15 protein-coding genes are annotated in these 13,125 nt (G+C 36.6%); 4 read left to right on the top strand and 11 right to left on the bottom strand.

What is annotated here, in order from left to right:
* Positions 1–39: 39 nt before the first annotated feature.
* Positions 40–1,164, bottom strand: a complete 1,125-nt coding sequence (nagA, locus tag ACZZZK_RS14720; RefSeq protein ID WP_463484800.1) for an N-acetylglucosamine-6-phosphate deacetylase — start codon at positions 1,162–1,164, stop codon at positions 40–42.
* Between the two features lie 96 nt (positions 1,165–1,260).
* Between nagA and ACZZZK_RS14715 the strand changes: the two genes are divergently transcribed.
* The gene (locus ACZZZK_RS14715; RefSeq protein WP_463484799.1) at positions 1,261–3,294 is read left to right on the top strand and encodes an O-antigen ligase family protein; all 2,034 of its coding nucleotides are present in this window, start codon (positions 1,261–1,263) and stop codon (positions 3,292–3,294) included.
* A gap of 77 nt (positions 3,295–3,371) precedes the next feature.
* Here ACZZZK_RS14715 and tsf read toward each other — a convergent pair whose 3' ends face one another.
* The 5 genes from tsf to ACZZZK_RS14690 all read right to left on the bottom strand — a co-directional run bounded on the left by tsf (position 3,372) and on the right by ACZZZK_RS14690 (position 6,783).
* A complete protein-coding gene (tsf, locus tag ACZZZK_RS14710) occupies positions 3,372–4,217 on the bottom strand; it encodes a translation elongation factor Ts (protein ID WP_463484798.1) in 846 nt (281 codons plus the stop codon).
* Positions 4,218–4,313: 96 nt separating this feature from the next.
* Entirely contained in the window at positions 4,314–5,174 is an 861-nt protein-coding gene (gene rpsB, locus ACZZZK_RS14705; RefSeq protein WP_056848141.1) for a 30S ribosomal protein S2, read from the bottom strand.
* Between the two features lie 18 nt (positions 5,175–5,192).
* The gene (gene rpsI / locus ACZZZK_RS14700; protein WP_055913282.1) at positions 5,193–5,579 is read right to left on the bottom strand and encodes a 30S ribosomal protein S9; all 387 of its coding nucleotides are present in this window, start codon (positions 5,577–5,579) and stop codon (positions 5,193–5,195) included.
* A gap of 3 nt (positions 5,580–5,582) precedes the next feature.
* Positions 5,583–6,026 carry a 50S ribosomal protein L13 gene (gene rplM, locus ACZZZK_RS14695; protein WP_010602007.1) on the bottom strand — a complete coding sequence of 148 codons (444 nt, stop codon included), beginning with the start codon at positions 6,024–6,026 and terminating at the stop codon, positions 5,583–5,585.
* A gap of 475 nt (positions 6,027–6,501) precedes the next feature.
* Positions 6,502–6,783, bottom strand: a complete 282-nt coding sequence (locus tag ACZZZK_RS14690) for an ORF6N domain-containing protein (protein ID WP_463484797.1) — start codon at positions 6,781–6,783, stop codon at positions 6,502–6,504.
* Between the two features lie 180 nt (positions 6,784–6,963).
* Between ACZZZK_RS14690 and ACZZZK_RS14685 the strand changes: the two genes are divergently transcribed.
* Positions 6,964–7,443 carry a hypothetical protein gene (locus ACZZZK_RS14685; protein ID WP_463484796.1) on the top strand — a complete coding sequence of 160 codons (480 nt, stop codon included), beginning with the start codon at positions 6,964–6,966 and terminating at the stop codon, positions 7,441–7,443.
* Positions 7,444–7,458: 15 nt separating this feature from the next.
* Here the strand turns inward: ACZZZK_RS14685 and ACZZZK_RS14680 are convergent, their stop codons facing one another.
* From ACZZZK_RS14680 to ACZZZK_RS14660, 5 genes are all read right to left on the bottom strand, one after another.
* Entirely contained in the window at positions 7,459–7,677 is a 219-nt protein-coding gene (locus tag ACZZZK_RS14680; protein WP_463484795.1) for a hypothetical protein, read from the bottom strand.
* A gap of 8 nt (positions 7,678–7,685) precedes the next feature.
* Positions 7,686–8,147 carry a hypothetical protein gene (locus ACZZZK_RS14675; protein ID WP_463484794.1) on the bottom strand — a complete coding sequence of 154 codons (462 nt, stop codon included), beginning with the start codon at positions 8,145–8,147 and terminating at the stop codon, positions 7,686–7,688.
* A 96-nt stretch (positions 8,148–8,243) separates the two neighbouring features.
* Positions 8,244–8,852 carry a superoxide dismutase gene (locus ACZZZK_RS14670; protein WP_463484793.1) on the bottom strand — a complete coding sequence of 203 codons (609 nt, stop codon included), beginning with the start codon at positions 8,850–8,852 and terminating at the stop codon, positions 8,244–8,246.
* Between the two features lie 179 nt (positions 8,853–9,031).
* The gene (locus tag ACZZZK_RS14665) at positions 9,032–9,499 is read right to left on the bottom strand and encodes a nucleoside deaminase (RefSeq protein ID WP_463484792.1); all 468 of its coding nucleotides are present in this window, start codon (positions 9,497–9,499) and stop codon (positions 9,032–9,034) included.
* Between the two features lie 159 nt (positions 9,500–9,658).
* Complete coding sequence (locus ACZZZK_RS14660; RefSeq protein WP_463484791.1) at positions 9,659–9,994, bottom strand: tRNA-binding protein; 336 nt, start codon at positions 9,992–9,994, stop codon at positions 9,659–9,661.
* A gap of 227 nt (positions 9,995–10,221) precedes the next feature.
* On the opposite strand from ACZZZK_RS14660, the gene ACZZZK_RS14655 reads away from it, so the two are divergent.
* Together ACZZZK_RS14655 and xylA are read left to right on the top strand one after the other, a co-directional pair.
* Positions 10,222–11,700 carry a xylulokinase gene (locus tag ACZZZK_RS14655; protein WP_463484790.1) on the top strand — a complete coding sequence of 493 codons (1,479 nt, stop codon included), beginning with the start codon at positions 10,222–10,224 and terminating at the stop codon, positions 11,698–11,700.
* A gap of 20 nt (positions 11,701–11,720) precedes the next feature.
* A complete protein-coding gene (gene xylA / locus ACZZZK_RS14650) occupies positions 11,721–13,052 on the top strand; it encodes a xylose isomerase (protein ID WP_463484789.1) in 1,332 nt (443 codons plus the stop codon).
* Positions 13,053–13,125: the final 73 nt, after the last annotated feature.

The following is a 13,125-nucleotide window of genomic DNA, read 5'->3' as shown; positions in this document are numbered from 1 at the left end:
GACCTCAAAAATAGGTAAATGTTTTAATGTTGGAAAGTATTAATGTTGAAACGTGAAATTAACTTTCTCTCCTTGAAATAAAATTTCCTTAACCTGAAGCAACTCATCTAAAATGATAAGATTTGCCGTGTAACCGACTTCAATTTTGCCAATATAATTCTGTAAACCCATAACTCTCGCAGGATATAGACTTGCCATCCTCAAGGCTTCGGGCAATTTAATATCGCAATGGTTTACGCAATTCTGTACCGCTTGTAACAACGTAATGTTTGAGCCCGATAATGTACCATCAGGCGTGATAAATTTATCGCCCTGCAACTGGTGTTGGTACGGACCAATATTGCAAGCTGTAACTGCATCGGTGATTAGAAACAAACGATTTTGCATTATTTTATGGCTCATTTTAATCACCTCAAAATCTACATGGCTACCATCTGCAATGATACTTGCCATTGCTGTGGGGTGATTAAATAAAGCAGTTGGCAAATTTGGCGCTCTATGATGAATTGATGGCATTGCATTAAACAAGTGAGTGGTAGTAGTTATGCCTTTATTATAAGCCTCAGTTGCTTGTTCAAAATTTGCATCGCTATGGCCCATAGATAGTACCACATGATGATCTAGTAATAGCTGAATCACATCATCATCTTGTAATTCTGGTGCGATAGTTGTCATTTTTACAACACCATCTGCATGCTCAAGTAATGCCTTAACCTCTTCAAAAGTTGCTTTTTTTATGAATTCGGCAATATGTGCGCCTCTTCGTTTCGCATTTAAATATGGGCCCTCTAAATGCAACCCCATAAAGCCTTTTGCCATTGGGCGATACGCCTTTGCAGCCTCAATTGCTTGATGAACAATTTCTGGAGAATTGGTGGCCACGCAAGCTAAAAAATTTGTAGTTCCCTTGCTGATTAAATCAGCATCCATTTGTGCTAAAGTTTCTGCTGTAGGAAATGCTGAAAACAAATTACCTCCACTTCCATAAATTTGTAATTCGATAAAGGCAGGAACAACATAGGCTCCATTTGCATCCAATATCTGGCATCCATTTGGAACTCCACTGGTGGAAATTTCTAAAATCTTTCCATCCTCTATAAATATAGTTTCACCTGAAACCTTATTATCGCTATCGAAATAACAACTATTAGTTACTGCTATCATACTTTGAATTAAAAATCATATGGTAAAAACCAGAATTTGAGTTTTGTTAAGAGTTTATTCTTAGATTTCGTAAATTTCTAAATTAATTATCAAAACATGAGTAAAAGGGAAAAGAAAAAAGCCTTAAATCCAACAAGAGTAGTAGATGATCAAACACCAGATGCTACAAACCTGGTTATCACTATTATCATCTCCCTTTATTTGTTGGTAGAATGTACCCCCAAGCTGCAAATTCAAGATCAAATGGGTATTCATTGGTTACTTCTTTCCATTCTAAACGGGGTTTCTCTTCTCTATATTTTTAGTAATAAATCTTTAATCGACACCATATCTCTAGCTACTTATTTGCGCAACGGCATATCCATCCTATACCTGATTTTTTTTGCTATTGCAGGAATTTCGTTGTTTGTTGCCATCAACCCAGTAGAAGGAATTGTTGTTTACAGTAGATTATTCACTTCCATTTTATGCTTTTTAGTTATTGGCATATTGCTAATGAAGCGATTACAAATACTTAAAAACATTGCATTAATCATTACCCTTATTGCAGCTTTTCAAGCATTTGAAACGGTAACTCAGTTTTATAGGGAAGTTGGAAAAATACCTATCGACACCCTTATTTATAATTTGCAAGGCACCAGTGGGAATAAAAATATATTCGCCGCAGCATTTGTAATTAAAATCCCCTTTATAATTTATTGCATTTTTACCAGGGAAGGATTTCTAAAATTCTTCTCGATTATTGGGCTAAGCCTATGTTTTTTCTCTCTATTTTTAATTAATGCCAGAAGCGCTTTTCTAGGTATATTTTTGAGCCTAATCATTTTAATAAGCACACTTGCTTATCTATACTGGAAAGAAAAGCAATTAAAGCAGTTTCTAGTTCGCTTTGCATTTATTGTTGTGGCATTTGTACTTCCATTTTTTATCAGCCAAAAAAGTTTGATGAATGCTACAAAAAACAAGTCTAATACTTATGGTACAGTAGCTTCAAGATTAAGCGGTATTGCTGATCAAACTTCAGAAAACTCAAACATTAGGTTAGCCTATTGGAAAGGAAGTTTGGAACTGATCAAAAAAAGCCCAATTCTTGGTGTAGGTTATGGCAATTGGAAAATTTACGCTCCTCTGTACACTAGCACCTTACTTAACGACAACATATTTTCCAAACATCCGCATAACGATTTCATTGAGATTGCTGGAGAAACGGGGATACCGAACTCCTTATTGTTTATCTCAATTTTTGCCTTGGCGCTATTGTTAACTATTAAAACTATTCGAAATAGTAATTCTAGTTTAAATACAAAAATAGTTGCCTCGATCGCTTTTGCTGCCTTAACAGGATATTTTGTAGATGCCTTTTTCAACTTCCCAGGAGAAAGACCTAATATCCAACTCCTTTTTGCCTTAGCATTAGCTATTCTTTTAACAAACTGGATGAGTTTAAAGCCAGCGAAAGATCTTCCCGCCAGCTTCGGATGGGTGAAAGGCTTTTCAATTATAATGTTGACGGTTTGTGCTGGGGCTGTTTATGTTAATGCCATGGTGTATACATCCTCCAAAGCTCAATACATAACAGACAATGATTTTGCCGCAATAGATAATATTCCAACTGCATTACCTAAGCTTAAGTTTGAGGAAGTAAAAAACATGTTTCCATCTATACCAAACATTGGTGAAAATTCTGAAACGATTGGATATAAAAAAGCCAGGTATCTGCACAAAGAAAAACGTTATGCAGAAGCTATCAAATTGTTAGATAGCGTACACAAACAAAGTCCGCACATTATTTATGACGACTATTTAAAATGCAATATCTATCTAGAAGAGAAAAAACTAGATAGTGCGTACAAATATGGAAAAAAGGCTTTTTATGCTAAACCTAGGCAATATTATTATTTTCGAATGGCTGCCTACTTAGCTATGGTACATAAAGATAATAGAGAGGTTGAGAAATTATTTAAAACCTACGATAGTTATAGACAAGATCAACAATCTTATTCTTATTACACTCAAGCACTCTACTACAGCGATTTCGACAAAGCAAAGCTATCAAAAATAGTAGGTGATGGACTTAAGAAATATCCGGCAGATACGACCATGGTCGAGTTAAAACGTTTCTTACCTTAATTTTAAATAGCTAAAATTAAAGCCAAAAAAAAGTCCCGATTTTCATCGGGACTTTTTAAATATTTGAAAAGCTTAAATTAAGCTCCTAATTGTACTCTTTTGAAAGCTGTTACAGTTAATCCTTTAGCCGTATTGTCTAAGAATTTACGAACATCCATTGAACCGTCTTTAACAAACTCTTGGTTTAATAAAGTACTGTCTTTGTAGAATTTGTTCAATTTACCAGCAGCGATTTTCTCAACCATTTCTTCTGGTTTACCTTCTTGACGAATTACGTCTTTAGCAATTTCGATTTCACGCTCAATAGTAGCAGGATCAACACCGTCTTTATCAACTGCAACCGGACTCATTGCAGCAATTTGCATTGCAACATCTTTACCAGCGTCAGTGATGTCAACACCATTAGCACCTTGGAATACTACCAAAACACCCATTTTACCGTTAGAGTGAATATAAGAAACGATTTTCTCGCCTGTTACATTTGCATACTCTTGGATAACGATTTTCTCGCCAATTTTACCAGTAAGTTCGGTTATAGTTTCTGCAACTGTACGTCCGTCTTCTAATTTAATTGCTTCTAACTCTTCTGCAGTAGCAGGATTGTTATCAACTGCAGCAGCTAAAACAGCCTGAGCAAGATTACGGAAATCCTCAACTTTAGAAACTGGTTCAGTTTCGCAAGCCAAAGCAACTAATTTACCATTTGTACCATCTGCTGAAACAGCGATTGATACCAAACCTTCAGATGTAGCATTACCAGAACGAGCGGCAGATACTTTTTGACCTTTTTTACGCAATAAATCAACAGCTGCTTCGAAATCGCCATTAGCTTCTACTAAAGCTTTTTTGCAATCCATCATACCAGCGCCAGTTTGTTGGCGTAGTTTATTTACATCAGCGGCAGTAATTTGTACTGTAGACATGTTTAAAAATTTTATAAGTTCCTTAAAATGTTAAAAGTTACAGGTTACAGGTTGCGGGATATACCTACAACTTATAACCTATAACTTATAACTTAATTATTCTTCTGTTTTAGTTTCTTCTGATGAAGGCGCTTCAGTTTCTGCTTCAGCAGTTACCTTTTTAGTAGTTGGTCTTTTTTCACCAGCTGCTCTAGGCTCTTTTGCTTCAGGAGCATCAGCTGCAACTTTCGCTGCTACTGCTTCTTTTTCAGCTTCATCATCTTTTTCGCGTTTGCGCTCATCTAAACCTTCTTCAATAGCTTTGATAATTACATCAGTAATTAAAGAGATTGATTTCGTAGCATCATCATTCGCTGGAATAGGGAAATCGATGTTAGAAGGATCAGAGTTTGTATCAACCATCGCAAAAGTTGGGATGTTTAATTTCAATGCTTCAGTTACTGCAATGTGTTCTTTCTTAACATCAATTAAGAATAAAGCTGCAGGTAAACGGTTTAAATCAGCAATACCACCTAAAAGTGATTCTAATTTAATACGCTCACGTTGAATCATCAAACGCTCTTTTTTAGAAAGTATCGAATAAGTACCATCTTTAGTCATTTTATCGATGGTAACCATCTTTTTAATTGACTTACGCACGGTAGCGAAGTTAGTTAACATACCACCTAACCAACGCTCGGTTACGAAAGGCATGTTTACTTTTTTAGCTTGCTCAGCTACGATTCCCTTTGCTTGTTTTTTTGTTGAAACAAATAATACTTTACGTCCTGATTTTACGATTTGTTTAATTGCAGCCGCAGCTTCTTCAGTTTTAGTTAAAGTTTTATTTAAATCTATAATGTGAATTCCATTACGCTCCATGAAAATGTAAGGAGCCATTTTTGGATTCCATTTACGGGTAAGGTGACCAAAGTGTACACCTGCATCCAATAAGTCTTGATAAGTTGTTCTTGCCATTGTTCTTGCCTCCTGTGATTAACGTTTACTGAATTGGAATTTCTTACGAGCTTTAGCACGTCCTGGTTTTTTACGCTCAACCATACGCATATCACGCGTCATTAGGCCTTTAGCACGTAATGCAGGTTTTTTCTCCGCATCTAGTTCAACAATCGCTTTAGCAATAGCTAAACGAACAGCTTCTGCTTGTCCTTTTACTCCACCACCTTGAACATTTACAGTGATATCGTAACGGCCAGTAAGCTCAGAAACTTCTAAACTTTGGTTTACGATATATTGCAAAGGTAAAGTTGGGAAATAAACTTTGTGATCTTTACCGTTAACGGTAATTGCTCCAGCACCATCTTTTAAGTAGATGCGTGCAACAGCTGTTTTTCTTCTTCCTGAAGTGTTAGTAACTGACATTTCTTAAAGTTTAATGGTTTTTGGAGATTGAGCTGCATGAGGGTGAGTTTCACCAGCATACACAAAAAGATTGGTGTAAAGTTTTTTACCCAATTTAGTTTTCGGTAACATACCACGTACCGCTTTCTCGATTACACGTTGAGGGTGTTTCGCCATTAACTCCTTAGGAGAAATAAAACGCTGACCACCTGGATAACCAGTATAAGAAACATATTGCTTTTCGCTGAATTTGTTTCCTGTCAATTTAACCTTGTCTGCATTGATAACAATAACATTATCTCCGCAGTCTACGTGTGGGGTGTACTCAGGCTTGTTTTTACCACGGATGATCATAGCGATCTTCGATGACAAGCGCCCCAAAATCTCGCCTTGTGCATCAACAACAATCCACTGTTTGTTAACAGTTTTCGCATTGGCAGAGACAGTTTTGTAACTTAACGTATTCACTTGCTTGTATTTAATTTATTAAACAATTTATTATTCCCATTAAATTTGGGACTGCAAAGATAGATAGAAAACTTTTATTATCAAATAGTTGAAGAGAAAAAAGTTGAATGTTATAAGTTAAAGGTTGAAAGTCTAAACGCCACAAGGGATAATTCCCCTATTTTAGAGGGGTACCTGAAAGGCGGGGTGTTTTTTAGTGATTTGGAAAGCAATAACAGTAGCTCTTTTGTTCGCTTCGTCCCGCCTTTTGTTGCAATCTTTTTTGTTAATTCGATAGCCTTTCAAATTTCCGTCATTGCGAGGAGGAACGATGAAGCAATCTCATTTGTTCAGTTCAACAAAAAAGGATTTACACTGCAATCGGGTTTGTAGAACTTTGGCTTGCAATCCTATTAATGTGAACTTGCCAATATCTACAAAATCATCAGGCTTATCACCAGTTTATTTTATAAGCTGTTCTTTCTTTTTGATTAGTTCAAGTAAAAACATTTGGCAAATAGGTTCTTCCCCCTCTTCCAATCTTTGAGGTCACAAATTGTGACCTCAAAGATTGCCATTCGCTTTCGGTAAGTTGAAACATAAAATTTTCAGGAAATCGTTCTATATTTCTACGAATACTTTGATTTAAGACTTTCGTTTCAACTCCATAGAGTTCTGCCAAATCACTATCGAGCATCAATTTATGCCTACGTATTTCATAAATTTTGTTTAGTAAAATATCTTCAGGGATGATAGAAAGCATTTGTTTAACTGTCATATCAATATTGGAATTAAATTGAATATACAAATCGATTTGGTTTTAAGAGAGCAATGTGCAGCCGTAAAAAAACTAAAATTATCTATGCTCTTACTTTGCTTGAAAATCCTAATGGAAAACAAAAAATTAGAAATTCTTCTTTACATTGGTGCATCTAAAAAACATCTTACACTATAACTTATGTTCAACATCGAATTTCTATCTTCATTAAGCAAGAAAACTGAACTGCTAAACCGTAGTAGTTTTGATGTACAAAATTTTTGCAAAAACATTGATTGGCTACAAGAATGGAAGAGTTATTATCACGCCTACCGCAGCGATGAGCATATCAATTATGAAGATTATTGGTATTTGGATATATCCGATGAGGTTAATATGCGAAACCTTAATGTTTCTTCCAATTATATAGACGAAAGGAAACTGCATGAGGAAAATTTAAACCTGCTCGTAACCTTTTCTTGGTATCATCTTGAGAAAAACGGTTGGTTTACTAAATTAATTACCGGCAAAACAGAGAAGAAAGTTTGGGAAGCTAGACATGCAGATGTCGTGCTTGTGAAGGATCTACCGCAAATTGTGAAATATTTTGTAGAAGGAAACTTAGTGCAGCTTAATTTAATATTACCGAATGAAGGTGAGTATCAATTCGATAAACACTAAAACCTTGAACTCTTTTTAATCCTTCCGCACATGATCGGCTAATTTATAGCCAGCGCTATTCGGATTCTTATCCTCTAAACAAATCAGGATAATCAATGAAATAATCGGGATTAAAAATGATATCGAAAACCAAAACCAGAAATTCCTGCCAGTTCGTTTGGCTAAAAAACCGGCTAGCAATTGTGGCGACAACAATAACCCAAGTACAATTGTGCCTACTATAATTTCAGGCATGGTTTTGTTTATTGCTTTTGTGGATCAAGCGGGGGTGCAGAAAGTAATCCTTTGATATCGCTTTCAACCTCTTCTTCTTCGCCTTTTTTCTTTTTCTTCTTTTTATCTTTATTCGCTTTACCGCTCAAGCGCTCTTCGATAACTTTATCGTATTCAGTTTGCTGTTCGCCTTTTAACACGTTTCGGATATTTTTCGAAGTTTCGTTCTGTAGTTTATAAAATTTATCTACATCCTCATCTCTGGAGTTGCCCGCTTGTTGTCTTTTAATTAAATCGGCTTGTTCCTTAGCCTGATTATAGGTAAAGCGATAAATTACACTCTTTTGAGTATCATTCAGCTTCAATCTTTTATCCAAATCCTCCACATTTTTCTTCGCAATTTCATCTGGTGTTGGCATCTTATTCTGCTGTGCATTTGCCAAAACTACCACCCCAATCACTAAAAAAAATAAAAATATAATCTTCTTCATTTTGAATATTTTACAGTGGCGAAGTTACTTATTTATCTTAAAACAAGAAAGTCTCGATTTCCATCGAGACTTTCAAAATTTATCATAAGTGAAAACCTATAAAGCTTTTTTATAAAGTTCAGCAACAGCATCCCAGTTAACAGCATTCCAAATAGCCGCTAAATAATCAGGACGTTTGTTTTGATATTTTAAATAATAAGCATGCTCCCAAACATCGATGCCGAAAATTGGCGTACCTTTCACTTCAGCAACATCCATTAAAGGGTTATCTTGATTTGGAGTAGAAGAAACTTGAAGTTTTTTATCAGCACCAACTGATAACCAAGCCCAACCAGAACCGAAACGAGTTGCACCAGCATCTTGCAATTTAGTTTTTAGTTCAGCAAATGAACCAAATGTATCATTGATTGCTTTAGCTAAATCGCCAGTTGGCTCCCCACCTTTATTCGGACCTAAAACTTTCCAAAACAATGAGTGATTATAATGACCACCGCCATTGTTTCTTACTGCTGCAGGATATTTTGAAATGTTTTTAACAATTTCATCAATACTTAAACTTGCCTCAGGTTTACCTTCAACAGCTTTATTTAAGTTGGTAACATAAGCTTGATGATGTTTATCATGGTGAATTTCCATGGTAGTTTTATCAATATGCGGTTCTAATGCGTCGGTTGCGTACGGTAACGCAGGTAATTCAAAAGCCATAGTATTATGTTTTTAGATTTTAAAATGTTTCTGTAGCAAATATAACATTAGTAGGTTAAGATTTGTTCATGTAAATATCATCAAATCGTTTCCTTTCGATTCGTGATCAAAGAAATTGGAAGGATTTAAGCTTTGCAAAAGTTATCTGATTATCAAATTTACTAAACTCTAAATTTTAACTATCGCTTTTTAACAAAGAAATCCTTCATTAGATTTGCGGCTTCATCTGCCAAAACGCCACCTTTAAGTTCAGTTTTAGGATGCAGTAAATTTGCATTCTTTGAAATGAAACCACGCTTTTCTTCCCGGGCTCCGTATACAATTCTGCTGATTTGGGTCCAATAACTTGCGCCAGCGCACATTACACAAGGCTCGATGGTAACGTATAAAGTACAATCTCGAAGGTATTTGCCACCCAGGGTTTGAGCCGCCGAAGTAAAAGCTTGCATTTCCGCATGCGCAGTTACATCGTTAAACTTTTCGGTTAAATTATAACCTCGCCCAACGATTCGGTTCTTGCTCACCACAATCGCACCAATAGGGATTTCATCTTCGGCCAACGCCTTTTTAGCTTCCTCCAAAGCCAGTTTCATGTAGTGAATATCTTCTGCTTCTGGGTTGGTTTCTTCGAAATTATAAAAACTCATACGGCAAATATAGTTTAATGTTTAGCTGATCTAAGGCCAACTCCCCAGCAGATTTCACAGAAAAGAATCGCAGATCTGGTTAAACCTCAATATGCATTAACTATCTGCGAAAATCAGCGTTGTTTATCATCTTAAATCTGCGGGCAAATAATTGCAGCATTAAATCAGTTTACTACCATTCGGAACCTTTTTATCAACAGCTGTTAAAACAATATCCCCATTTTCATCAGCGAAACCCGTTACTAAAAATTCAGACATAAACTTGCCAATCTGTTTCTTTGGAAAATTTATGACTCCTACAATTTGCCTTCCCGGTAATTCATCTAAGGTATAATGTTTAGTAATCTGTGCACTACTGGTTTTTATACCGAGTTCTCCAAAATCTACTCTCAATTTATAGGCTGGCCTGCGTGCTTCTGGAAACTCAAGGGCTTCCAGTACCGTTCCAACTCTCAAATCGACCTTTTCAAAATCATCCCAAGTAATTTGTTGCATAAGTTTGGTTTTTTTGCTTTAGTCTGCTAAGTTAATAAATACTGTATAATGTAGTTTCGGTTAAAAAATACAGCAAGATTCAAACGGTTGCATCGACCGTGGATAACCTTTTCACGGAACTTTAGAGTTGTTTTGGGTAGATTTTTGGAAATAATTTGCGAATTATAATTTAACAACTATCTTTATGCAACCGTTTGCATAACCAGATATTAATTTAATCAAAACAAATGTATTTATTAGGTATTGATCTTGGCACTTCGTCTATAAAAGTTGCAGTTGTAGAAGTGGCTAGTCAAAAATGTGTGGCAACAGCACAATATCCTGAACAAGAAACAGAGATAAAATCGGTTAAACCCGGGTGGGCTGAACAATCTCCATTAGATTGGTGGCACAATACGCAGCAAGCGATTTTAAAACTAAATGCGACCAAGTTATTCGATCCTAAAAATATTGCAGCCATTGGCATTGCCTATCAAATGCATGGTTTAGTGGTGGTAGACCGGGATCAAAATGTTTTGCGTGATAGTATTATCTGGTGTGATAGCAGGGCAGTTGAAATTGGCGAAAAAGCTTTTGACAAAATCGGACATGAAAAGGCTTTGAGTAGTTTGCTAAATTCGCCCGGAAATTTTACCGCATCAAAACTTGCCTGGGTAAAAGAAAACGAACCTGATATTTATCAAAAAATTGATAAAATAATGTTGCCAGGAGATTTCATTGCGATGAAATTAACTGGAGATATAACCACTAGCATATCAGCTTTATCAGAGGGGATTTTTTGGGATTTTCAGAAACACGAAATTTCCAAAGATGTGATCGATTGTTATGGATTAGATGACAGCATTATTCCAGAAGTAAATCAACTTTTTTCTTCTCACGGCCTTTTAAAGGAAGGCATTGCAAGGTTACTAGGACTAACACCCGGAATTCCTGTAGCTTATAAAGCTGGAGATCAGCCAAACAATGCGCTTTCGCTAAATGTGCTAAAACCTGGAGAAGTAGCAGCAACAGCCGGAACATCAGGCGTAATTTATGGTGTGAGCGAGAGCTTAACCTATGATAAACAATCCCGTGTAAATACGTTCGCCCATGTAACTTATTCTTTATCGGAAAAAAATACAGGTGTTTTGCTTTGTATTAATGGAACAGGAAGCATGTACCGCTGGGCGAAACACACTTTTGCGCCAAAATCAACTTATCAGGAATTAAACAATCTGGCCAGTCAGGCACCAATCGGGAGTAAGGGTTTGAAAGTTTTACCCTTCGGAAACGGGGCTGAACGTATGTTAAACAACAAATATACTGGCGCCCAACTCTTAGGTATCGATTTGAATACTCACAATCTATCAGATATTTTTCGGGCAGTTCAAGAAGGTATCGCTTTTTCTTTCAGGTATGGTCTGGATATCATGCGAGAGAACGGCATGACTCCAAAAGTAATTAGAGCAGGGCGGGCAAACCTTTTTTTAAGCGATGTTTTTGCACAAACCTTTGTTGATGTTACCGGAGTAGCCGTAGAACTTTATGAAAACGACGGTAGTGTTGGGGCGGCATTGGGAGCCGGCATTGGTGCGGGGATTTTCAAAACTGCAGAAGAAGCCTTCACCCAACATGAAGTGATTAAAACCTTAACTCCAAAAAATTCGGAAAAATATGAACCCATTTATCAGGAGTGGAAAGAAATATTAATTAAAGCATTAAAGTAGAATCACATAAAAAGATCACAATGACAAAAGTAGTAACAGGATCAAAAGAATTTTTCAAAGGCATCGATCAAATTCAGTTCGAAGGATTAGAAAGCGATAATCCATTAGCCTTTAGATGGTATGACGCAAATAAAATTGTGGCTGGCAAAACCATGAACGAGCACTTCAAATTTGCCTGTGCCTACTGGCATTCGTTCAACGGAAATGGAGCTGACCCATTCGGTGGTGCAACACATGTTTTCCCTTGGGATGAAAAAAGTGACGCTGTAGAAAGGGCTAAAGACAAAATGGATGCAGCGTTCGAGTTTATCACTAAAATGCAATTGCCTTACTATTGTTTTCACGATGTGGATGTGGTTGATTATGGTGACAACGTTGCGGAAAATGAACGTAGACTGCAAGCTTTAGTTGAATATGCAAAACAAAAGCAAGCAGATAGCGGCGTAAAATTATTATGGGGAACAGCAAATTTGTTTAGCCACAAACGCTACATGAACGGCGCTTCAACCAATCCAGATTTTCATGTTTTGGCGCATGGCGCTGCACAAGTTAAAGCAGCTTTAGATGCTACAATTGCACTCGGCGGCGAAAACTATGTTTTCTGGGGTGGAAGAGAAGGCTACATGAGCTTGCTTAACACCAACATGAAACGCGAGCAGGAACATTTGGCTAAGTTTTTACACACTGCAAAAGATTATGCCCGCAAACAAGGTTTTAAAGGAACTTTCTTCATCGAGCCTAAGCCATGTGAGCCATCTAAACACCAATATGATTATGACGCTGCAACCGTTAAAGGCTTTTTGCAGGAATATGATTTGTTAAAAGATTTTAAATTAAACCTGGAGGTAAACCATGCTACTTTGGCTGGACATACTTTCCAGCATGAGTTACAGGTTGCAGTAGATAATGGGTTATTGGGTTCTATTGATGCCAATCGAGGCGATTACCAAAATGGATGGGATACGGATCAATTCCCGAATGACATTAATGAATTAACTGAATCGATGCTGGTTATTTTAGAAGGTGGCGGTTTACAAGGTGGCGGGGTTAATTTCGATGCGAAAATCCGTCGTAACTCTACTGATGCAAAAGATTTGTTTTATGCACATGTTGGTGGAATGGATATTTTTGCCAGAGCCTTAATTACGGCAGATGCCATTCTTCAAAAATCGGATTACAAAAAGGTAAGAGCAGATCGTTATGCTTCATTCGATAGTGGAAAAGGTGCAGAATTTGAACAAGGGAAGTTAAGTTTAGAAGATTTAAGAAACTACGCTGCCGAAAATGGAGAGCCTGAAGTACGCAGTGGTAAACAAGAATATCTAGAAAATTTAATCAACAGATATATCTAAAATCCTGCGAATAGAAATAATAAATGTCTTAATAACATTTTTAAATCAAATAAATTGAAATTTAATTTATGAT

The sequence above is a fragment of the Pedobacter sp. AC163 genome (assembly GCF_979258665.1).
This window is presented reverse-complemented; position numbering and strand designations above follow the sequence as displayed.